The organism is Hominiventricola filiformis (genome assembly GCF_020686965.1).
In the GTDB taxonomy this organism is placed as follows: Bacteria; Bacillota; Clostridia; order Lachnospirales; family Lachnospiraceae; genus Hominiventricola; species Hominiventricola filiformis.
Map to the genome: position 1 here is coordinate 185867 of NZ_JAJEPS010000003.1, position 22701 is coordinate 208567.

A 22701-nucleotide genomic window follows, 5' to 3' on the forward strand; every position below is an offset into this window, starting at 1 on the left:
TCGTCCTTTCTTTTCTACTGCTGAAGATAGCTGTTCACGGTACGCTGCAGAATCTTAAGGCTGCTGTCAATGGTTTCATCATTTTCCAGAATCTGTCCGATCTCACTGTCTGCCAGGGCCAGAGCCTGCTCATAACGTTTGAACTGCGGTTCAATCTTTCCGTCTTCTATAATTCTGCCCAGAAGACTGCCGCTGATAACCGTATCACTCTCTTCCATGTCCTCCTGTACGATGCTTTCCATCTCTCTGGATTCCGTCACTGCCTTTAATACGGAAGCCCCCTGGGAATTCCGGAAAATCTCCGTCTGAATGTCTTCATCATAGGTCAGAAGCTTTAAGAATTCCCACGCCAGCTGTTCACACTTCGTATGAGAACTGATTCCCATAAGCAGCGTATCTACCTGGGAAAGATTGCCCCCCTGATAACCGGCCGGCATGGTAATACAGTCCCACTGGAAATTCGCATAACGTTTGATCTTATACGGATAGGTCTTATACGTACGGTACTCAGCAAAAGTCAGCGGCATAAACACTACATGACCCGCATTAAAGTCTTCCTGCGTCACTTTTTCTCCCTGATACAGATCATTCAGGCGTCTGGTAAACTGGATTGCCTCCGTCACCTTCTCGTCTGTAAAATTGCTTTCTTTTCCATCCGGTTCAAAGATCTCTCCATTGTTGGAATATACCGCATTCTGCCAGCCGAAATTGTAACATCCAAACTGATCGATCACACCGTCTTCATTGGTATCTCTGGTCACTTTCTGGCAGATACTATACATGGTATCCCAGTTCCAGTCCGGATTGGGCAGGGCGATTCCTTCCTTTGCCAGAAGGGTTTTATTCACAAACATCAGCGTAGGAACTGTCTCATAGGGAAGTGCATACTGCACATCTCCGTACTGTCCGCTCCGGAATGCACTGCTGTAATATTTTTCTGTTTCAAAATCCGGGTCTTTTTCCATCAGAGGTTCCAGATTTTTCATAACACCCATGGATGAAAACTGATTAAAATCCGTGCCCAGCACCATAAACACATCCGGTTCCTTTCCCGCCAGCAGTTTTCTGGAAAACCACTCGGAATAATCATCTTTACTGATGCCGCTGTAGTAATGGATCTTCACACCTGGATGTTCTTTTTCAAATCTTGCAATTGCCTTGTCAAAGATGACAAAGCTGTTGGCACTCGCCACATTCCAGTTACTGCCGGTAAACATACCAAACTCCAGAACTGTCTCCTGTCGGTAATGGATCCATGCTGTTACAGTCATAAGAAGAACCACAGCCGCGACCCCCACCCAGACAAGTACTTTTCTCTGTCTGTTCATCCCGCGCCTCCTACTCTTCCAGCTCCGCCAGTTTTCCGGCTGCATTTGTCTGTACAGCCCAGATTGCCAGCTGGGTCCGATCTCTCAAATCCAGCTTGTTCAAAATAGTACTTAGATAATTTCTCACAGTACCATCAGAAAGCCCAAGAATTTCTGCGATTTCCTTATTGGAAGCACCTTTTCCTACCTGTACGATAATCTTCCACTCCGTCTTTGTCAGCTCCTCCGCCGCTTTATTTCCAACGGTAATGGAGTAGTCTGCCTGTGCCATCTGAGAAAACAGTTTAAATACCTTTGTCGCAATATCCGGGTTGATCATAGCCCGTCCACTGTATACCGTCTTGATGGCATTTTCCAATTCATCCATGGACACACCTTTTAAAAGATAACCGCTGGCGCCGAACTTCAATGCATTGTAGACATACTCGTCATCATCAAATGTCGTCAGAATGATAATCTTGATCTGTGGATAATTTTCTTTGATAATCTTGGTGCACTGTACTCCATCCATCTTAGGCATTCGGATATCCATGAGAATCACGTCCGGCTTTTCCTTCCGGATACTGCGGATCACATCCTGCCCGTCCGCCGCCACATCACACACTTCGATATCTGCTTTGCTGTTCAGCACAATCTGCAGGCTCTGCCGGATCAGTTCCTGATCATCAGCTATTAATACTTTAATCATATGTCTCTCCCCATCTGATCGGAATCCTTGCAGTCACCGTAAATCCGTTTCTGCCGTCAAAGGATACCGTTCCCTTTAACATTTCAATGCGTTCTTTTATATGCTTGGTGCCAAATCCGCTCTTGACCTCTTCACAGCCGATTCCGTTATCCTTAATCACCAGCAGTATCTCACCATCGATCTTTTTCAGTGTAATCCAGATCTTCTTCGCATGTCCATGGCGAACCGCATTGGTGATGCTCTCCTGAATTACACGGTAAATAGCATTTTCTTCATCCTCATCAAATTTCAGATGTTTTTCCTCGGTCTCAAAATGAATTTCCACATCAGATACCTGGCTCATTTCCATGACCATTTTCCGTATTGCCACTTCCAGACTTAAACGTTCCAACGCATCCGGACGAAGTTCATTTACAGAACGCCGGATTTCTTTAATACCGTCCCTGCTGACCTGAGACAACATCTCCAGTTGTTTCTTAGTCTGGTCTGGAGCCACATCGATAATAGCAAGGCAGGCATCCAGTCCTGCAGTGATACCGGTCAGAGTATGTCCCAGCGTATCGTGAATTTCTCTGGCCAGACGGTTCCGTTCTCTGGTCTGAGCCATCCGTTCGGACATATCTGCATATTCTTTCAGCTGCTCATTGGCTGTCTGAAGCTCGTGGTAGAGCTGATTGACTTCTTCAATGGTACCACGCTGCACATTAATAACATAAACGCAGTAGACGATAAACAGAATAATATTCAGCGAAATGATAACATTGAAAATGCTGAACAAATACTGCTGCGTACTGGACGGATAATATCGGATGTAGTCTGACACACTGTAAAGAGGTGTGTAAATAGACAACAGTTCATAGTCCGCCACCAGATATCCCGCTATAGCTGTAGCCACGAAAAAAATCTTCACTTTTCCGTCTTTGACATAGGCAATCACATTGGCAAATACCAGCAATAAGAGACCATTATAGTTAAAATCCATCTGCACGACCAGCCCGACACATACGAATGCGTCCACCAGAAGTGTGCAGACCGTCAGACGGCTGTGATCCTGCTGCCAGATCTGCCGCAGGGCAAACGTGATAACCATCACCATCATCAGTCCCATACAGAGCAGCAGATTTTCCCCTGGATTTACCGGTATCGTCACCACGCTGTCCAGAAAGGTTCTGGCATCATAATGGGCCAGGATCCGGTTTGTTGTGGCATAGATAAATCCGCAGATCAGTCCGACCGCCAGTATATTCAATATCAGCATGCCCGCCTGAAACAGCGTGACATACTGGTCTTTTTTATCGTTCATATTCTGCTCCTTACTGCCAGCCGTTGATCTCATAGTCTCCCAGATTTTCTCTGGTGATCAGTGTCGGTTCAATACTGATATACGGATCTACTTTCTGTCCGTCAAGATACTGGTAGGCAGTCTCTGCCGCTACTCTTCCAATGGTTTTGGGACTCTGCATACTGGTTGCCGTCACATATCCCAGCTTCAGCATGGACTTAAAATCCGGTGATCCGTCAATGCCGTAGATCAGCACTCCATCTTCCCTGTGATACTGCTGAAGCGTTGCCAGCGCACCAAGTGCAGTCGGATCATTGCCTCCCATCACCACATCAAAATCAATATTTTTTTTCAACAGTACTGCCATAGCATCTGCAGACACTTCAAATTCTCCGGCACCCCCTGCTTCTGCGATGACCTTATAAGCCGGATAATCTGCCACAGTATCCATAAAGCCCTGAATCCGGTTATTAATCGATGCCTGAATCGGATTATTGATAACCACAATGCGTGCATGATCCATTCTGTTCATCATATCCTGAGCACACAGAACCCCTGCCTGATAATTATCCGTCTCTATGGCAGCCGTCACATATTCCATATCTTTTACCATGGTATCAATATCAATGACGACTACACCAGCTTCTTTACAAGCTTCCAGAGCAGGCCGGACTTTATCAAGGTCTACAGGATTTAAGAACAGCACCTGCATGCCTTCCTCGATCATCTCCAGAATCTGTCCATTTTGCTTTTCCTGATCCTGACATGGATTTCTGGAAATCAGGATATCCCCATTAGCTTCCACTACTTCCTGTATTGCTTCATGAAGCACATCAAAATAAGGATTGTTCCTGGTCATGTAAGTTGCGCCAAAAATTCTCGGTTCATGACTGTCTTTCTGTTTCTCAATAATCCCGCATCCGCCAAGCAACAGAACGCAGATCAGAATCCATGCAGTCAAACGGTATTTTTTCATCTGCCTTTCCTTCCTCCTCATGAAATTTATTATAACACTACTGCCAGGATCCTTCCATAAATTTGGCGCAAAAAAATCCTCTGCACCATACGATACAGAGGATTTTAGAAAGATTATTCAATCTTAACGTCCAGCTTTCTTATTACGCAGGAAGTCTACGTATACAGCCAGCAGGATTACAAGACCTTTTACGATATACTGGAAGTTGGAATCCACTCCCATCAGGTTCAGTCCGTTATTCAGAACACCGATGATCAGGACACCGATTAAAGTACCGCCGATACGTCCGGAACCACCACTCATGGAAGTTCCACCAACTACTACAGATGCGATAGCATCCATCTCAGCTCCGTCGCCGGCTGTCGGCTGTCCGGAATACAGACGGGATGCGATGACAACACCTGCAATACCAGCCATAACACCGGTATATGCATATACGATAAATTTTACTTTCTGAACACTGATTCCTGAAAACTTTGCTGCCTGTACATTACCACCTACTGCGTAGATGTGACGTCCCAGCTGGGTTTTGTTGATCATAAGTGCCGCAAGAATAAATATGATAAACATCAAAATAACCGGAGTCGGAACCGGTCCTACATAACCGGCACCCGGGAATTTGAATGCATCCGTCATACAACGAATTGGAGCACCGCCAGTCAGTACCAGTGCAATACCTTTTGTAATATTCATGGAGGCCAGCGTTACAATGAAAGGCGGGATGTCGGTCTTACAGATGATGAAACCGTTGAACAGACCTACTGCTGCACCAACTGCAATTGCCGCGATAAAACCAACAGCCTCCGGAAGTCCAAAGTTTACCACGCATCCTGCTGCCACAACACCGGACAGAGCGATAACAGAACCTACGGAAAGGTCGATACCGCCAAGGATAATAACCATGGTCATACCGGTTGCCAGGAACAGGTTGGAAGCATTCTGACGAAGAATGTTAAACATATTCTTCGGGGTCAGGAAGGTACTTCTCGTAGTCGGAAATACGGTCAGGAATATAAACATTGCCACTAATGCAATGATAATACCAATATTGTCTTTAAAATATTTTACAACTCCATTTTTGAATCTGGTTGCCATAATGTCTTCTCCTCCTTCGCTTACACTATTTCGCCGCCAGTGTCATGATGCTTTCCTGGGTAACGGTGTCGTGATCCAGACACCCGGTTACACGTCCCTCATTCATGACATAGATACGGTCGCTCATGTTAATGATCTCCGGAAGCTCAGAGGATATCATGATAATCGACATGCCCTGCTTCACCAGCTCATTCATGATGGCATAGATCTCTGCTTTTGCACCGACGTCAACACCTCGGGTCGGCTCATCCAGAATCAAAATATCCGGCTCGGTAGCAAGCCAGCGGCCAATTATTACTTTCTGCTGGTTACCACCGGACAGGTTGCCGATGATCTGATCCTGACTCGGAGTCTTTGTCTTCATCATGTCAATATATTTCTGTGTAATTTCTTCTTCTTTCTTACCATCCACATGGAGATGTCTGATAAAGCTTCCAAGCACCTCAATGGTGGAATTGAAGCGGACACTCTGTACTTTGTAGAGTCCCTCTTCCTTACGGTTCTCAGGTACCAGCGCAATACCGTATTTCAGTGCATCGATCGGGGATTTGATCTTTACTTTCTCTCCCTTCACGTATACATCTCCGGTTGCATGGGGTGCCAGTCCGAAAATCGCTTTCATGGTCTCGCTTCGTCCAGCACCTACCAGACCTGCAAAACCGATAATCTCACCCTTATGTAATTCAAAGCTTGCATCTTTGGCCATCTTACCATCGGAGATATGCTCACATTTTAAGATCACTTCTCCCGGCTCCAGATAGTCACGGGTGTAATAATTGGTCAGTTCACGACCAACCATCAGGGCGATCAGGTCGTCCGTTGTTGTCTCTTTTACTACTTTTGTTCCTACGGTCTGGCCATCTCGCATAACCGTTACACGGTCGCAGATCTCAGCCAGCTCACTCATCTTATGAGAAATGTAAATAATACCTACACCTGCTTTTGTCAGGTTTCTCATGGTATTAAACAGGAAACCAACCTCTTTATCGGAAATGGAAGAAGTCGGCTCATCCAAAACCAGAATTTTGGAATTAAAGGAAATTGCTTTTACAATCTCCACCATCTGCTGCTGAGCAATGGTCAGACGCTCAACCAGCATATTTGCGTCGATATTCATTTCATAGGTATCCAAAAGCTTCTGTGCTTCTTCTACCATCTTTCTGCGGTCTACGTTCATCTTGGTTCCCGGCTCTCTGCCCAAGAAGATATTCTCCGCAACTGTCATATAGGGAACCAGCACCAGCTCCTGGTGCACAATGGAAATACCAGCATGGCGGGCTGCCACGACGCCGTCAATATTCACTTTCTGCCCGTCAATGATAATTTCTCCCTCTTCTGCATGGTAGATTCCACCCAGTACCTTAATCAAAGTGGATTTACCCGCTCCGTTCTCACCAAGGAGAGCGTGTACCTCACCGGCTTTCAGCTGAAGATCTACATTCTGCAGTGCCTTTACACCGGGGAAGGATTTACAGATTCCTTTCATCTCAAGTAAGTACTGTTCACTCACCAATCGCCACCACCTGTCTCATCTCAGAAAGAGGCTTTGCTCCGCTCCCGAAGCAAAGCCCCCAGTTATTCTGTTCTGTTAATTACTTACTGCCATCCGTCAGTTCCGTACTGGTCTACATTGTCTGCAGTTACCAGGAAGGTATCGATCGGGATGAAGGACTCAACTTCTTTGCCATCTAACCATTCATATGCAGTGTTTGCAATGGTCTCACCAATGGTGATCGGGGACTGGGCACCAGTTCCTTCAAGGATGGTATCTTTCAGAAGAGCTTTTACGTCCGGAGATCCGTCAACACCGTAGATCAGCGGAGTTACACCAGCTGCGTCAGCTGCTGCATAAGCACCAAGAGCGGTCGGGTCATTTCCACCGAAGATAGCAACTACATCTGGATGTGCAGTTAATAAATCCTGTGCCTTTTCGTTAGCAACCTGCTGGTTGCCCTGAGCATCCTGCTGTCCAACTACGTTAAAGGTAACACCGGACTCTTTGATTGCGTCCAGGAATCCGTTGGTTCTGTCTGTTACAGACTGCATGGTCGGGGAATCCAGTACAAGGATATCTCCTCCGTCCGGAACTTTCTTAGCCAGGTCTTCACCACAAACATAACCTGCATTGTAGTTATCAGATCCTGCATAGGAAGTAAGGTAGCTCATGTCACCAACCTGAGTATCAAAACCAAACATCGGGATACCTGCCTCTTTCAGCATATCCAGTCCCGGGATGATACCATCAGCATCAACCGGGTTTACGAACATGACCTCAACGCCTCTGGAGATCATATCCTCGATCTGGTTAACCTGAGTATTGGAATCGTTTGCCGGATCCATGGAGATCAGCTGATCACCGTGGCTCTCAACCACTTCACGGATTGCACCTTCCAGAGTTACGAAGAACGGGTTGGTTCCGTCCATACAGGTATAACCGAAGATTTTTCCTCCCTCAGATGCTGCTGCATCAGCAGTATCTGCTTCTGCGGTATCATCTGCTGCTTCGGTGGTCTCTTCAGCTGCTGCATCAGAAGAAGTATCTGCTGCTGTAGAAGATGAGCTGCCGCCGCAAGCGGTTAAAGATGCTACCATTGCTGTACACAGAAGTGCACAAAAAACTTTCTTTTTCATTTTGGTTTTCCTCCCCTAAAATGATTTTGTTTTGTGATGTTTGTATCATAAATGATTTCCTGTCTTTGTACACCTGTACAATGTAACAACTTTTTCATGACATTTGTCATATTCTATATGGCGGTTGTCACAGCAAAAAGGAACCATGTCATGCGGTTTGTCACATGAACACGGTTCCTGTCGCTTTTTTATTCTGCGGTCTTCCATCCTGCCGCGATCTTCTCTTCCAGTTCCGGAAGGGTATGAAGTCCGCTTAAAGTATCCACAGCTTCCACGCAGGATGCCCCCTGCGCCGCCGCCAGCTGAATGCAGCGTTCTACCGGATAACCTTTCAGCATGGAGTAAAGGAAACATCCAATACTGGAATCTCCTGCTCCGGTTCCGGAAAGCACTTTTTCCGGAATGAAGCTCTTCTGAAATCCGGATTTTTCCGTCCAGTCTTCTACTTTGAGTTCCACCGCTACCGGAATTTTTCCGATCAGATCTGCTCCGGCGGTCTGATAATACATGCCTCTGGCTCCACATTTGAGCATGAGTACTTTCACACCCAGCTCCATGGCCTGTGCAGCCAGCGGACGGATATCTTTTTCAAGATCAAGAATCTCTGTTACATCCTCTTCGCCAGCCCGTTCCATCCATTCATCATAGCGCGGGCGATCCAGCATAAAGCACAGTTCTTCAATACTAGGCACAAAAAAATCCACATGAGGCAGTACATTGGAAAGGAATTCTCTCCAGTCCACCAGTCCCTCCGGAGATTCCGGATCAACAGCCGCCAGATCCAGTGACATGGCGGCACCCTTTGCGTGTACTTTATTACAGAGTTTTACCAGCTCTGCTCCGTCATTTTCATACATCTTTCTCATAAGAGGCGGATATCCGAAATGCACCAGTGCCGCTCCGTCAATCAGATCATCGGACAGATCATCTGCCACGAATGTATCATTGGCCCCCGGTCCATGAAGGAAAATCCGGTCAATTCCCGGCGGTGCAATGACAACCGTATAGGAAGTGTCCGCATTTTCATCAATGATGAGATCTTTTTCTGTCCCATGCTGTTTCATCATGGCCAGCATCATCTCGCCCAGGGCATCTTTTCCGATCTTTCCTGCCAGGCGGACATTCGCTCCCATCTTATGAAGGGCAAGACCTGTATTTGACACGACACCTCCTGTGTAGACAACCGCTTCACCGGTACGGATCAGTTTGCCCGGACACAATACCTGGGAAATACTTTTCTTTTTACTACTCTGAAATACCGGTGTAATATCCACACTGATATGTCCGGCCACTACGATTTTCTTTTCCATAGAGATATCCTCCATCAGTCTTTTGCTGCCGGATATTCGGTACATAAATAGCGGTAAGGCGGCTCATCCTCTTCAATCTCCGGGAAACGTCCCATCTGCTCATAGAAGCAGTTATCATTTTCATCATCGTTACACATGGAAACCTCACCTAACAGAACCGGGCCACCCTCTTTCGGCATAACGAAATCATGGTACAGATACTGGGTGATCGTAATGCTCTCACCCGGAGTCAGTTTGATTCTGGTTCCTGCCGGAACAGTTCTCTTAACACCATCTGTGACAACTGTCACATCTGTATCCAGTTTTTTGTTGCCTTCTGCTCCGTTAAATACGGTAATATAGAGATCATTTCCACCGCGGTTGATAATATCCTCCATCTTGCTCCAATGATAATGAAGTGGAGAATCCTGTCCCGGATAGAGCATCAGCAGTTTTTCTGCATATGGTTTTTTATATTTCGGGTCTTTCAAATTACCATTACGGATGGTGACCAGTGCAAATCCCAGCTCATCGAATCTGCCAAGGCCATAATCTGTAATATCCCATCCTAATTTATTATCACGGATCTCGTCACACTCATGACCTTTTTCATCCCACTCTTCCGGCGTCCAGCTGCAAAACGGCGGCAGATGAAATCCATTTTCTTTTGCCAGAGCTTCCATATCCTTAATAACCTGATTGATTCTGGAACGTTTCATTGTGATAAATCCCCCTTTTTCATCCTTAGTCCTGACGTGCAAAAGTACGCATTGCTTCTTTTACATTTTCTTTCATGGCTTCTTTTGCCACTGCAGTTACGCTGGTATAGAATGGCGGAACTCCTTCTTTGAGCTCTGCTGCCCACTTCTGTACAGCAATTCCTGCTGCGCGGTCCATATAAGTAAAGTAGTTGATCTTACGAACACCTGCCTTAATGGCTGCATGAAAATCTTCTTTGCTGACTCCGGAGCCGCCGTGCATAACGACCGGAATGCCGTTGGTCTCTTTGCGGACATTCTCTACGACAGAGAAGTCAAGGCGCGGTTTCTTCAGATAAATACCATGGGTAGTTCCGAAGGAACATGCCAGTGCGTCAACGCCGGTTCTTGCGACGAAATCTTTTGCCTGTACCGGATCTGTGTAAATCTTGGTCTCATCATCTTCACCGCTGCCTACACCTTCGCCGGACTCGGTTTTGCCCATGCTTCCAAGCTCAGCCTCGATATCAGCGCCCTGTGCATGTGCCAGCTCTGCTGCCAGTTTGGTATTTGCCACATTCTCCTCATAAGGAAGAGTGGATCCGTCATACATAACAGAAGTGAATCCCATGCTCAGTGCAAATTTCACACGGTCAATGCTGTCACCGTGATCCAGATGTACACATACCGGAACTTTTGCTTTCTTTGCAAAATCTACCATCAGCGGTCCCATCAGTGCCAGCGGATTATGTACCTCATGCACCGGTGCGAACTGAATGATCACCGGCAGATCCATCTCCTCCGCAGCTGCCATAACAGCCTGCAGGCTCTCAAGATTCGGTGCGTTGAATGCACCGATGGCAATCTCTTTCTCCTCTGCTACTTTCAGAACTTCCTTTAATGTTACCAACATATACCTTGTCCTCCTTTTTCCGTAACTTATGTACAGAATTTTTTATATTTTAACATGAATGCCTGCCCCGGGCAGGTGTCCAATGTTAATGATCTCGCATGACATTTGTCATAACCATTTTACTCAAACAGTTCCCCTTCAAAAATGGCTGTCAGAAGAGAAGCCGCACTGCCATAGATCGCCGCTTCTGAACCAAAACAGGACTTTACCACCTGAATCTTTCGGTAGCGCCTGGTCAACAGCCGTTCATTGGCAAGTCGTTCCGCCAGTTTTAAATAAATATCCGGAATCCAGTATCCGTCATATCCAACGATCACCTTTCTCGGATTCAGGCCATTGACAAAATTAGTAATTCCACAGGCCAGATATTCCGCCATATCACGGAAAACCTGATCCATCTTTGTTTCCCGCTCTGTAAAAACTGCCCCTGTACGTTGTCTTTCCAGCGCATGATCCATCTCCTCACAGAACACGCGGAAACTTTTCTTCTCTCCTGCTGCATCTGCAAGCTCTTCTTCCAGCACTTTTCTGGAAATATAGGTTTCCAGGCATCCCCTGCCGCCGCAGCTGCAGGCTCGTCCTTTCCAGTCAATACTCACATGACCGAACTCGCAGGTCATGCCGCTGGTGTTACTATATAGTTTTCCGTTAACTACAAGCCCGGTACCCACACCATTTGCCAGATTGATATAAATAAAGTCTTCACAGTCACTTCCGCTTCCATAATATTTTTCTGCCATAGCAGCGGCATTGCTCTCACTGTCAAAATAAACCGGGAGGTGTGTATGCTCCGCAATCTCTTTCTTCAAATCCAGATCGTGAATTCCATGAAAATCTGTAGGCTTTAAAATTCTGCCCCGGATCAGGTCGTCAGGACCGATGGCACCGATTCCAATTCCTAATATCTTCTCCTCCGGGAACGCCGCCAGCATCTCATCAATCTTCCCAAGAAGTTCCTGCACCAGTGTATCTGCATTTTCTTCTGTAATCGGCACACTGATCTTCTTTATAATATGAAGCATCAGGTCACACAAAATCACGCTGTATTCTTCTCTGTAAACATGAACACCCAGCAATTTGGGTGCTCCTTGCGCAATGGAAAGCTGTACCGGATTCCGTCCCTTGGTATCTGTCTGCAATTTTTCCCGTTCTTCCAGAATCCCGCTTTCAATAAATTCACTGACAATATTGGAGACCGTCATCTTGGCAAGTCCTGTCTTCTGTGCCAGTTCAATGCGGGAACTGCATTCCCCGGTTGCAATTAATTTCAACAGCAGACCACGATTTTTCTGTTTTAAAAGTTTATTATTCACTCCTGTCTTCGTCATCTGCCTTCACTCCTGTTTATTAGTAAATTGTTTTTACTTTATATTTCATATAATACATCCCTTTTACTAATTGTCAATAGTTTTTGATGAAAATATGCAAAAAAAATTACCAGACGCTGGTCCTCTGTACACAATGCACAAATCCAGCATCTGGTAATCATTCACTTTTCACAAAACTTAAAGGTTCGTGTAACCCATAAGGGATTCATCCACCTCTTTTGCCACATCTCTTCCCTCGCGGATGGCACGTACCACCAGCGACTGGCCGATGTGCATATCACCTGCAGTAAAGACATTCGGTACGTTGGTGGCATGTTTTCCCGGCTCCGTTGCCACATTGGTACGGCCGTCCACATTGACTCCGAAAGCTTTGGTCACATAATCCTGACTTCCAAGGAATCCGGCTGCGATGAGTACCAGTTCTACATCCAGTACAAATTCGCTACCTTCTACCGGGACCATCATCATACGTCCGGTCTTCTCATCCTTCTTGCTTTCCAGTTTGACAATCTTTGCCTGTTTGACATTGCCGTTCTTATCCTTGATGAACTCCTGAACCGTAGTCTGATAGATACGCGGATCATGTCCAAATTTAGCAATGGCTTCCTGCTGGCCGTAATCCGTCTTGCAGACTCTAGGCCAAATAGGCCACGGATTATTTTCCGCTCTCGTATCCGGAAGCTTCGGCATCATCTCCAGCTGGGTAACAGATTTGCATCCCAGGCGGATGGAAGTACCGACACAGTCATTTCCCGTATCTCCACCGCCAATAACCAGCACATTCTTGCCCTCTGCCGGAATAAATTTCTTATCAGCGAAGTTGGAATCCAGGAGGCTCTTCGTGGTAGCCGTCAGGAAATCCACTGCAAAATAGATTCCTTTGGCATCTCTTCCGGGTGCTTTGATATCACGGGGATTGGCAGCACCACAACAGAGTACGACGCGGTCATATTCTTTTAAAAGCTGCTCCGGCTTTACATCCACCCCTACATTGCAGTTGGTGATGAAGGTAACGCCTTCTTCCTTCATAATCTTGATCTTACGCTCTACAATGTGCTTTTCCAGCTTCATATTCGGGATTCCGTACATCAGAAGCCCTCCCACACGGTCACGGCGTTCATAGACAGTTACGGAATGTCCGCGGTGATTTAACTGGTCTGCAGTCGCCAGTCCGGAAGGACCGCTTCCGATGACAGCTACTTTCTTACCTGTACGTACTTTCGGAGGTCTTGCATGGGCATAGCCTTTCTTGTATGCATTTTCAATAATGGCAAGCTCATTGCCCTTGCTTCCTACCGGATCTCCGTTTAAGTTGCAGGTACATGCTGCCTCACAGAGTCCGGGACATACACGTCCTGTAAACTCCGGGAAGTTGCTGGTCTTGGAGAGGCGGTAATACGCCTCCTCCCAGTTTCCCATATAGAGCATGTCGTTCCACTCCGGCACCATGTTCTGCAGCGGACAGCCGGACATCATACCGCCCAGCATCTGTCCTGCCTGGCAGAAGGGCACGCCGCATGCCATACATCTGGCTCCCTGTTTCTCCTGTTCCTCTCTGGACAGGGGTGTGTGGAACTCGTTGAAATGTTTAATTCTCTCCAAAGGCGCTTCTGCCTTTGCATTTTTACGTTCATAATCCAAAAAGCCTGTTGGTTTTCCCATTTCCGTTCGTACCTCCTATCCTCTCTTGATCGCATAAAATGCTTCGATCTGCGCCTGCTCTGTGTTCATGCCTTTTTCTTCCATCTGGACAATCATGCTGAGCATCTTCTTGTAATCATTCGGGATGATCTTTTTAAATTTCGGCAGATACTGCTCAAAGTTATCAAGGATCTGTTTTCCTCTTTCGGAATTGGTGTAAGCGACATGCTCCTGAATCATGTCTTTCAGTTCCTGCACATCATATTTGTTAGTAACTTCTTCCAGCGTTACCATCGCTTTGTTGACTTTCATATAGAGGTCGCTGTCTTCGTCCAGTACATAAGCAATACCGCCGCTCATACCTGCTGCGAAGTTTTTACCGACTTTTCCAAGGATGACTGCGCAGCCACCGGTCATGTACTCACAGCCATGATCTCCGGTTCCCTCTACAACAGTACGTGCACCGGAGTTTCTGACGCAGAAACGTTCTCCTGCCACACCGTTGATGTAAGCTTCACCACTGGTAGCTCCGTAAAGGGCTACGTTACCGATAATGATATTTTCGTCCTCTTTGAAGTTCACACCCTTCGGCGGATAAACAATCAGTTTTCCACCAGAAAGTCCCTTTCCAAAGTAGTCATTAGAATCTCCAACCAGCTCCAGCGTCAGTCCTTTCGGAATGAAGGCACCGAAACTCTGTCCGCCTGCACCGGTACATTTTACGGTAAAGGTATCTTCCGGCAGCCCTTCCGGATAACGTTTGGTGATCTCAGAACCGAACATGGTACCGAATGCACGGTTGGTATTTCTCACATCCAGCTCAATACTTCTCTTCTGTCCGGTTGCCAGGGCAGACTTGAATTCTTTCATGAGCACCTTCTCATCCAGTGTCTTTTCCAACTCAAAGTTGTAAACATGCTTCGGATCGAAAATAACTTTCTGACCTTTTCCGGCATAGGGATTGTCCAGAATCTTCGCGAAGTCAATAGTAGCCTGTCTTCCGGTTCTGCCCTCTTTGACGCAGAGCATATCGGAACGTCCTACCAGCTCATCGATCGTGCGGATGCCAAGTTTTGCCATATATTCACGCAGCTCTTCTGCGATGAATCTCATGAAGTTTACGACATATTCTGGTTTGCCGCGGAACCGTTTTCTCAGTTCCGGATTCTGGGTAGCTACGCCTACCGGGCAGGTATCCAGATTGCAGACACGCATCATCACGCATCCCATAGTTACCAGCGGAGCCGTTGCAAATCCATACTCCTCGGCACCCAGCATGGCAGCAATTGCCACGTCACGGCCGCTCATAAGCTTGCCATCTGTCTCAATACGGACTTTATTTCTCAGACCGTTCATAATCAGAGTCTGATGGGTCTCGGTAAGACCAAGCTCCCATGGAAGTCCTGCATTGTGGATGGAACTTGCCGGAGCTGCTCCGGTACCTCCATCATAACCTGATATGAGAATGACCTGTGCGCCTGCTTTGGCAACACCGGCTGCGACGGTACCAACGCCTGCCTCGGATACCAGTTTCACAGAAATTCTGGCTGCCGGGTTCGCATTTTTCAGGTCATAGATCAGCTGTGCCAGGTCCTCAATGGAGTAAATATCATGATGAGGCGGCGGAGAAATCAGGCTCACACCCGGAGTAGAAAGACGGGTCTTTGCAATCCACGGGTATACTTTTCCGCCCGGCAGATGACCACCCTCGCCAGGTTTTGCGCCCTGTGCCATCTTGATCTGAATCTCCTGGGCACTGACCAGATATCTGGAGGTCACGCCAAAACGTCCGCTTGCCACCTGTTTAATGGCAGAGCATTTATTCAGTCCATCCGGTCCGATAGTCAGTCGCTCAATACTTTCACCGCCCTCACCGGTATTGGATTTACCATGTAACTGGTTCATGGCAATAGCCAGACACTCATGGGCTTCCTGGGAAATGGAACCATAGGACATGGCACCGGTCTTGAAGCGGGTCACAATGGAATCCACGCTTTCCACCTCATCCAGCGGAATGCCTTTCTTCGGATATTTGAAATCCAGTAGTGTTCTCAACTGTCCATGGTTATTTTCACCATCTACCAGAGAAGTGTACTGTTTAAACAGCTGATAATTGCCTTCTCTTGTGGACTGCTGTAAGAGAGAAATGGTTCTCGGATTGTAGAGATGTTCCTCTCCTGCACTTCTTTCTTTGTGAAGTCCCAGGCTGTTCAGTGCCAGACTGGTGGTCAGTCCCAGCGGATCGAAAGCAGAAGAATGCATGAGTTCTACCTGCTCACCAATCTCTTTTAGACCGATACCGCCGATTCTGCTGACGGTATTGGTAAAATATTTATCTACGACTTCTTTATTAATACCGATTGCCTCAAAAATCTTGGAACCCAGGTAAGACTGGATGGTGGAAATGCCCATCTTGGAAGCAATCTTTACAATGCCATTAATAACTGCCTGATCATAGTCAGCCACTGCCGCATAATAATCCTTATTCAGAATCTTCTTATCAATCAGCTCATGGATACTCTCATGTGCAAGATAAGGGTTCACTGCACAGGCGCCATAGCCAAGGAGCGTAGCAAAATGATGTACTTCTCTCGGCTCACCAGACTCCAGAATAATAGAAACAGAAGTTCTCTTCTTCGTCCGTACCAGATGCTGCTGCAGTGCGGATACTGCCAGAAGAGACGGGATTGCCACATGGTTCTCATCCACGCCACGGTCAGACAGAATCAGGATGTTGACACCGTCACGGTAAGCACGGTCTGCTTCTACGAACAGACGGTCAATGGCCTTCTCCAGGCTGGTATTCTTATAATAAGTAATCGGGAGCACTTCTACTTTGAATCCCGGCTCCTTCATATTTTTAATCTTCAGAAGGTCGGTCTCTGTCAGAATCGGATTGTTAATCCTCATAACGCAGCAGTTCTCCTGTTTTGCTTCCAGAAGGTTGCCGGCCTTTCCAACATAAATCGTGGTAGAGGTTACGATCTTCTCACGGATGGCATCAATAGGCGGGTTAGTAACCTGTGCAAACAGCTGTTTGAAATAATTAAACAGCGGCTGATGATGCTCTGATAAAACAGCCAGTGGTACGTCAATACCCATGGCAGAAATTGCTTCGCTTCCGTTGGCAGCCATACTCATGATGGAATTTCTCACGTCTTCATAATTATAGCCGAATGCCTTCTGTAGTTTTGCCCGTTCTTCCGGTGTATACTCTTCCACTCTCTGGTTCGGAATCTTCAGCTCAGACAGATTGACCAGATTGTGATCCAGCCACTCGCCATAGGGCTGACGGTTTGCATAGGATTCTTTCAGTTCATCGTCATCGATAATCCGTCCCTGTTTGGTATCTACCAGCAGCATTTTGCCTGGATGAAGTCTTTCTTTTTCCACAATTCTGGAAGGATCAATATCCAGCACACCAACCTCGGAAGAAAGGATCAGCTGATCATCCGTGGTTACATAGTATCTGGAAGGACGAAGTCCGTTACGGTCCAGAACGGCTCCCATCACATCTCCGTCGGTGAAAAGGATAGATGCCGGTCCATCCCACGGCTCCATCATGGTCGCATAATACTGATAGAAATCTTTCTTCTTCTGGGACATCGTGCGGTTGTTAAGCCACGGCTCCGGAATGAGGATCATCACTGCCAGCGCCAGATCCATACCACTCATCACCAGGAATTCCAGTGTGTTGTCCAGCATGGCAGAGTCGGAACCAGATGCACTGATAACCGGAAGAATCTTATGGAATTCTCCCTTCAGATGCTCGGACTCTACCGTCTCCTCGCGGGCCAGCATCTTGTCGGCATTACCTTTGATCGTATTGATTTCACCGTTATGTACCAGGAAACGATAGGGATGTGCACGCTCCCAGCTGGGCATAGTGTTCGTCGAGAAACGGGAGTGAACCAGTGCGATGGCACTCTCGTAGTCCTGACTCTGCAGATCCAGGAAGAAGGAACGAAGCTGTCCTACCAGAAACATACCTTTATAAATCAGGGTACGGCTGGAACAGGATACCACATAGGTGTCCTCGATGGACTGTTCGAACACACGTCTTGCGATGTAAAGCTTCCGGTCGAAATCCAGTCCTTTTTCCACATCCTCCGGTTTCTGAATAAATGCCTGCATAATACTCGGCATCTTCTCCAATGCTTTACTTCCCAGCACCTTCGGATTGGTGGTTACCTCTCTCCATCCAAGGAAGTTCATGCCTTCCTTCTCTACGATGATCTCGAACATTTTCTTCGCCTGGTTGCGTTTCAGCTCATCCTGGGGAAGGAAAAACATTCCGATACCGTATTCTCTCTCCCCTCCAAGCTCAATACCAAGCTTCGCACACTCTTTAGAGAAAAATTTATGGGAAATCTGAACCATGATACCAACACCGTCTCCGGTCTTGCCTTCCGCATCCTTGCCGGCGCGGTGTTCCAGATTCTCTACAATGCTCAGTGCATCTTCTACCGTCTTGTGCGATTTGACGCCTTTAATATTTACGACAGCGCCGATACCGCAGTTGTCATGTTCAAAGCTCGGGTCATACATTCCCGGTCTGGGACATTCCTGATTTCTCTGTTCGTTCATAAGCTGTACCTTTCTTTCTTGAATCGTTGACATTTCATGTAACCTGCAAGTTTTCTAAAAGTTTACACCCATTTTTTCAAGATGTAAACAAGAAATTTTTACAGAATCGTCAGATTATTTGCAAACAGAAAATTTTATGGCATATTTTTTCTCTATTTTATAAATTTTCGCATTTTCTTCATTCATTCGCGCACAATTTCGAAGTATTTTCCTGATATTGGATTAGGATTTTTCACCATAAAATTTAATCCCATTCATTTCACAGCGGTTTTCCGGATTGTTTTTGGAATTTTCTCATGATTTACATGTTTTTCTTATGTGTTACAATAGCTATATCTATTTAGAAAGGGGACTTTATCATGACCAAAGAGACACTTGCATTTGTAACTGAGAAGACCAAAGAACTGACCGCAGCCCACAGCTGCTGTGCAGAATTAAAAGAAGCTGCAAACAACTGGCTGGCAGCTGCCGGCACTGACAAAGAGGCAGAAGCGACCAAAGCATACGTGGCAGAACTGGAAGCAGATATCATGCCCATAGACGGACTCATCGCCTTTGCAGAATCCGATATGGGTGCAAAAATATTCGGAGCTGAGATGGCAAAGAATGTGGCTGCTCACGGCAAAGAGATCAAAGCCGCAGGCGCAAAATACTGTGACTGCCCGGCATGCGCTGCATGTGAGGCAATTTTAGCAAGAAAAGAAGAGCTTTTTAAATAAAGCATTAAAAACGCCTGACACCAACCGTCCCTTTGAACGAGACAGTCGATGCCAGGCTTTTTTTATTTTTCCCAGGATGTTTTCTTTTTATAAATCAGCCATGCCACACCTGCAGTAATCCACTCGGTCACCCAAAAGGCATGCCATACGCCATTCGCTCCCAGTATCCGGCTTAACAAAAATGCCGCCGGAATAATAATGAGGATGTAGCGGAGCATGGAAATCAGCAGTGAAGGAAAGCCCATGTTCAGTCCTTCCAGTGCACCACAGGAAGTGACAGATACCGCAGAAATAATAAATCCGCCGCTGATAATCCGAAGTGCTGTCTTTCCAATCACTACAGTCTCTGCTGAGCTGGTAAAGATTCCAATAAGGCTTCCTGGAATGGAGAGGCAGAGAACCGTTCCCACAAGCATAACAACCAATGACATACCAAGGGCTGTCCGATATATTCTATGAACGCGATCATATTCCCGCGCACCATAATTATATCCAATCAATGGACGAATTCCCTGCACGATACCACTGCTTGTCAGATACAGGAAGGTCTGCAGTTTGTAATAAGCCCCCAAAACCAACACATAGCTCTGAGAAAACTCTGCCAGAATACCATTCAGTGCAGAGATCAGAAGGGATGGCAGCGCCATATTCAGGATAGCCGGAATGCCGATAGAGTAAAGCCTTCTGCTGATACCGCCTTTAAAGCTAACTCCGGAAATACAAATCTTTACCGGAATCGGTTTTACCATATAGATAATAATGTAAATTACAAGTGTAATCACCTGTCCGGCTCCGGTCGCCAGTGCTGCCCCTTCAATGCCCATGGCCGGGAACGGGCCAAGGCCAAAGATCAGAATCGGGTCCAGAACAATATTGGAAATACATCCGGCCATCATGCTGAGCATGGATACTTTCATCCGACCCACTGCCTGGAACGTTTTCTCAAAAGAAAGACCACTGGAAATAATCATTCCAAAGAGAAAAGCAATTCTGGAATAGCGGATAGCATAATCAATAACTGTTGCATCATCGGTAAACAAGGTCAGAAATTTCGGCATAATCAAGATGCAGACGATAGATAATGTCAGTCCCTGCACCAGACTCCAGAACATTCCCATCGTGGCCGCCTGGTTCGCTTTTTTCTTATCTCCTGCTCCCAGGAAAAAGGCAATGACCGCATTGATTCCCACACCAAAACCGATGGCCGTTGCACTGATCAGGTTCTGCACCGGATAGACCAGGGAAAGTGCTGTCATGGCATCTTCGCTGATTCTCGCTACAAAATAACTGTCTACGATGTTATATAGCGCATTTACCATCATAGAAAGTACCATGGGTAATGACATCGAAAGTACAAGACCAAATACCGGCTTCTCTTTCATAAAAGTATCATTCATTGTTGTATCCTCCTTGAAGTATGGTTCTGAAAAAAGACATAAAAAAATCGCCATACAGCTGCTTCGCAAAACAACTGTGTGGCGAAAATCAGATCTCTCTGGTAAAATCCACACCCTTATCGGGTTTAGGAACTTTATCTTAACACTAGTTTTCAGAGGTTGTCAAGGATATTTTACAATGGGCAGGGTAACTATTGTGCCTGCTGTCTAATGTCTGTCACGTATCCATCCGTAAGATCAGATGTTAAATTGCAGGTATTTCCTAAGTCAAAATACATTTCCCCAAGTTTTTCTTCTGGTACAGCAAATGCCCAATGTACCGTTACTGTCTCTCCCGGTGCAAGGGAATCAATATAGTTATTCGAACGTTCCCCACCTTTCACATCATACAGTCCTACCTCCGTATTGAAAGAATGACTGGCCACAGCCACGTAGGTCCATGCATCATTCTCTGACGGGGTCTGGGTATCCGCTCTCCAGATCTTTGCCTCAGCTCCAGCCGGTTCCAGAATGTTGATCGTTCCATTGAACATAATGTCTTTCCATGTTTCTGCACCGGTATTGGTATAATCCACAGTCACGCAGACCAGCTTCTGCGGCTCTTCTTCCGTCCGGATCACCTGATCCAGCGTATTGACTCCATCTCCTTCTTTCACATAGGTAAGTGTGACTGGAAGCAGCGTTCCATCTGATGCAAAAGCCTGCTTATCATCCTCTCCCAGCATGGAGTCTGACAACATGGAGCGATTATCCCCAATCTGGACATCCGTTACCTTTGCTGTCAGTCCTGGATGTTTTTCCAGATCGTTTTCAGATATATCCAATACTTCTCCCATTGGATGTGCTTTTTCTAGGTGCTCCATGGATACTGATGTGACAGGAAGGTTCGATTCATCTATCATCTCCTGTCCTTCATCCGCAGTCAGATAACTGCTCCAGTTATAACACATCATCACATCTTTATCATCGGACTGTTCCGCGGGTGTCAATGTCACATGCTCCGCTATCTGGATGGCATCCTCTTTTGGCACATCTGATGCCGCTGTTATTTCCAGTACCAGATGAAGATCCGGGTACGCCACATAGAGCTGCTGGTTAAATGTAAGTTCATTGCTCAGTGTCTGCTGTCCCAGGTATATACCTTCTCTGCCATCAATATTCAATGTTTCACTCTCTACCACCTGCTGTGTCAGCATTTCAAAAGCGGAGTCTCCCGTATCCATATAGTAACAGAGCATGCTCACGCCACCCTGCGCATAAGTATCTTCAAAGCTATATTTTCCTTCTTCTGTCTGCACCATTCCGTCCGGCAGCCACTCCGCAGTCAGCTTCACATAATGGCTCTCTCCTGTCGGCTGCATCGTTTCATTTTCTGTTCCTGCTTCTTTTTCCTGCGTTGTTTTCACTGCATAGGTTCCCACCTGCTTACTTTTCATTCGATATAAAACACCTGCAAATGCGGTGGTTCCCAGCGCCAGAGTTGCTGCCAGCGCAGCGATCATCACTCGGCGGCCTGTGAATTTACTTGTCTTTTTCTGTAACTGCTGTTCTACTTCCTGCTCTATCATCTTCCGCATAGCATCCGGCATCTTCGGAAATTCCTGATTCATATTTTCCAACTTCATCGTTCATCCTCCCCTTTAATCTTCTTTGGATAATTCTTCCTTCAGCTTTGTCCGCGCCCTGGCAAGTCGGCTCTTGACCGCACTTTCTGTCACTTTTGTCATTCTGGCAATCTCCCGAATATTGTATCCTTCCATATAATACAGGGTCACTGCCAGTCTTGCTTCCTCTGTAAGCCCCATCAACGCTTCATACAGATCCGAATAATCCTGTCTCTCCATCCACGGTTCTTCCTGCTCACAAGTCTTCAATGATATGATCTTCTTTTCCTTACGCATGATTCCATAACATTCATTGATCAGAATACGGAGCAGCCAGGTCTTTGCATAAGTGTCCTGTTTTAACGTTCCAATCTTGTCAAATGCTTTTGCGATGGCCTCCTGAATGGCATCCTGACAGTCCGCATCATTATAGAGTAATGATTTCGCCACATGATACATGCTGTCCTCCGATGCCAGAATCAGTTGACCCAGTTGTTCTCTTTTCATAGTATCCTTCCCGCCGGC

The 22701-nt window shown here is 46.5% G+C and carries 17 protein-coding genes; 1 reads left to right on the forward strand and 16 read right to left on the reverse strand.

Going from position 1 to position 22701, the window contains the following annotated elements:
- Window positions 1-14: 14 nt before the first annotated feature.
- The 13 genes from LKD36_RS05190 to gltB all read right to left on the reverse strand — a co-directional run bounded on the left by LKD36_RS05190 (window position 15) and on the right by gltB (window position 18456).
- On the reverse strand, window positions 15-1328 hold the full coding sequence (locus LKD36_RS05190; protein ID WP_118769246.1) for an ABC transporter substrate-binding protein: 1314 nt from the start codon (window positions 1326-1328) through the stop codon (window positions 15-17).
- A gap of 10 nt (window positions 1329-1338) precedes the next feature.
- Window positions 1339-2016 (reverse strand): response regulator transcription factor, encoded by a 678-nt coding sequence (locus LKD36_RS05195; RefSeq protein WP_118769245.1) that lies wholly within the window; start codon window positions 2014-2016, stop codon window positions 1339-1341.
- Window positions 2009-3319, reverse strand: a complete 1311-nt coding sequence (locus tag LKD36_RS05200; RefSeq protein ID WP_308458956.1) for a sensor histidine kinase — start codon at window positions 3317-3319, stop codon at window positions 2009-2011. The genes LKD36_RS05195 and LKD36_RS05200 overlap by 8 nt, the downstream gene beginning before the upstream one ends.
- A 10-nt stretch (window positions 3320-3329) precedes the next feature.
- Window positions 3330-4274: a sugar ABC transporter substrate-binding protein gene (locus tag LKD36_RS05205; RefSeq protein ID WP_118769243.1), complete on the reverse strand. Its 945-nt coding sequence runs from the start codon at window positions 4272-4274 to the stop codon at window positions 3330-3332.
- Between the two features lie 123 nt (window positions 4275-4397).
- Window positions 4398-5369, reverse strand: coding sequence for an ABC transporter permease (locus tag LKD36_RS05210; protein WP_118769242.1), 972 nt, complete (start codon window positions 5367-5369; stop codon window positions 4398-4400).
- Window positions 5370-5394: 25 nt separating this feature from the next.
- Complete coding sequence (locus LKD36_RS05215; RefSeq protein ID WP_308458957.1) at window positions 5395-6879, reverse strand: sugar ABC transporter ATP-binding protein; 1485 nt, start codon at window positions 6877-6879, stop codon at window positions 5395-5397.
- A gap of 86 nt (window positions 6880-6965) precedes the next feature.
- On the reverse strand, window positions 6966-8000 hold the full coding sequence (locus LKD36_RS05220) for a sugar ABC transporter substrate-binding protein (RefSeq protein WP_308458958.1): 1035 nt from the start codon (window positions 7998-8000) through the stop codon (window positions 6966-6968).
- 188 nt (window positions 8001-8188) lie between these two features.
- Entirely contained in the window at window positions 8189-9310 is a 1122-nt protein-coding gene (locus LKD36_RS05225) for a carbohydrate kinase family protein (protein WP_308458959.1), read from the reverse strand.
- 14 nt (window positions 9311-9324) lie between these two features.
- Complete coding sequence (locus tag LKD36_RS05230; protein WP_118769239.1) at window positions 9325-10008, reverse strand: D-lyxose/D-mannose family sugar isomerase; 684 nt, start codon at window positions 10006-10008, stop codon at window positions 9325-9327.
- Between the two features lie 25 nt (window positions 10009-10033).
- A complete protein-coding gene (locus LKD36_RS05235; RefSeq protein WP_118769238.1) occupies window positions 10034-10900 on the reverse strand; it encodes a class II fructose-bisphosphate aldolase in 867 nt (288 codons plus the stop codon).
- Between the two features lie 119 nt (window positions 10901-11019).
- Window positions 11020-12228 carry an ROK family transcriptional regulator gene (locus LKD36_RS05240; protein WP_118769237.1) on the reverse strand — a complete coding sequence of 403 codons (1209 nt, stop codon included), beginning with the start codon at window positions 12226-12228 and terminating at the stop codon, window positions 11020-11022.
- 177 nt (window positions 12229-12405) lie between these two features.
- Window positions 12406-13890: a glutamate synthase subunit beta gene (locus LKD36_RS05245; protein WP_308458960.1), complete on the reverse strand. Its 1485-nt coding sequence runs from the start codon at window positions 13888-13890 to the stop codon at window positions 12406-12408.
- A gap of 15 nt (window positions 13891-13905) precedes the next feature.
- On the reverse strand, window positions 13906-18456 hold the full coding sequence (gltB, locus tag LKD36_RS05250) for a glutamate synthase large subunit (protein ID WP_308458961.1): 4551 nt from the start codon (window positions 18454-18456) through the stop codon (window positions 13906-13908).
- A 359-nt stretch (window positions 18457-18815) separates the two neighbouring features.
- Between gltB and LKD36_RS05255 the strand changes: the two genes are divergently transcribed.
- Window positions 18816-19175, forward strand: coding sequence for a molecular chaperone Hsp90 (locus LKD36_RS05255; protein ID WP_118769235.1), 360 nt, complete (start codon window positions 18816-18818; stop codon window positions 19173-19175).
- Window positions 19176-19237: 62 nt separating this feature from the next.
- On the opposite strand, the gene LKD36_RS05260 is transcribed toward LKD36_RS05255, so the two are convergent.
- The 3 genes from LKD36_RS05260 to LKD36_RS05270 all read right to left on the reverse strand — a co-directional run bounded on the left by LKD36_RS05260 (window position 19238) and on the right by LKD36_RS05270 (window position 22683).
- Window positions 19238-20572: an MATE family efflux transporter gene (locus LKD36_RS05260; protein WP_308458962.1), complete on the reverse strand. Its 1335-nt coding sequence runs from the start codon at window positions 20570-20572 to the stop codon at window positions 19238-19240.
- Window positions 20573-20763: 191 nt separating this feature from the next.
- The gene (locus tag LKD36_RS05265) at window positions 20764-22197 is read right to left on the reverse strand and encodes a DUF4367 domain-containing protein (protein WP_308458963.1); all 1434 of its coding nucleotides are present in this window, start codon (window positions 22195-22197) and stop codon (window positions 20764-20766) included.
- Between the two features lie 15 nt (window positions 22198-22212).
- Complete coding sequence (locus tag LKD36_RS05270; protein WP_308458964.1) at window positions 22213-22683, reverse strand: RNA polymerase sigma factor; 471 nt, start codon at window positions 22681-22683, stop codon at window positions 22213-22215.
- Window positions 22684-22701: the final 18 nt, after the last annotated feature.

What these genes read in the sequence shown, in the direction of transcription:
- LKD36_RS05205 (WP_118769243.1), bottom strand. Translation starts at nt 4,274, where the DNA reads ATGAAAAAATACCGTTTGACTGCATGGATTCTGATCTGCGTTCTGTTG.
- LKD36_RS05220 (WP_308458958.1), bottom strand. Translation starts at nt 8,000, where the DNA reads ATGAAAAAGAAAGTTTTTTGTGCACTTCTGTGTACAGCAATGGTAGCA.
- LKD36_RS05240 (WP_118769237.1), bottom strand. Translation starts at nt 12,228, where the DNA reads ATGACGAAGACAGGAGTGAATAATAAACTTTTAAAACAGAAAAATCGT.
- LKD36_RS05210 (WP_118769242.1), bottom strand. Translation starts at nt 5,369, where the DNA reads ATGGCAACCAGATTCAAAAATGGAGTTGTAAAATATTTTAAAGACAAT.
- LKD36_RS05270 (WP_308458964.1), bottom strand. Translation starts at nt 22,683, where the DNA reads ATGAAAAGAGAACAACTGGGTCAACTGATTCTGGCATCGGAGGACAGC.
- LKD36_RS05265 (WP_308458963.1), bottom strand. Translation starts at nt 22,197, where the DNA reads ATGAAGTTGGAAAATATGAATCAGGAATTTCCGAAGATGCCGGATGCT.
- LKD36_RS05235 (WP_118769238.1), bottom strand. Translation starts at nt 10,900, where the DNA reads ATGTTGGTAACATTAAAGGAAGTTCTGAAAGTAGCAGAGGAGAAAGAG.
- LKD36_RS05230 (WP_118769239.1), bottom strand. Translation starts at nt 10,008, where the DNA reads ATGAAACGTTCCAGAATCAATCAGGTTATTAAGGATATGGAAGCTCTG.
- LKD36_RS05260 (WP_308458962.1), bottom strand. Translation starts at nt 20,572, where the DNA reads ATGAATGATACTTTTATGAAAGAGAAGCCGGTATTTGGTCTTGTACTT.
- LKD36_RS05255 (WP_118769235.1), top strand. Translation starts at nt 18,816, where the DNA reads ATGACCAAAGAGACACTTGCATTTGTAACTGAGAAGACCAAAGAACTG.
- LKD36_RS05245 (WP_308458960.1), bottom strand. Translation starts at nt 13,890, where the DNA reads ATGGGAAAACCAACAGGCTTTTTGGATTATGAACGTAAAAATGCAAAG.
- LKD36_RS05225 (WP_308458959.1), bottom strand. Translation starts at nt 9,310, where the DNA reads ATGGAAAAGAAAATCGTAGTGGCCGGACATATCAGTGTGGATATTACA.
- LKD36_RS05195 (WP_118769245.1), bottom strand. Translation starts at nt 2,016, where the DNA reads ATGATTAAAGTATTAATAGCTGATGATCAGGAACTGATCCGGCAGAGC.
- LKD36_RS05200 (WP_308458956.1), bottom strand. Translation starts at nt 3,319, where the DNA reads ATGAACGATAAAAAAGACCAGTATGTCACGCTGTTTCAGGCGGGCATG.
- LKD36_RS05190 (WP_118769246.1), bottom strand. Translation starts at nt 1,328, where the DNA reads ATGAACAGACAGAGAAAAGTACTTGTCTGGGTGGGGGTCGCGGCTGTG.
- gltB (WP_308458961.1), bottom strand. Translation starts at nt 18,456, where the DNA reads ATGAACGAACAGAGAAATCAGGAATGTCCCAGACCGGGAATGTATGAC.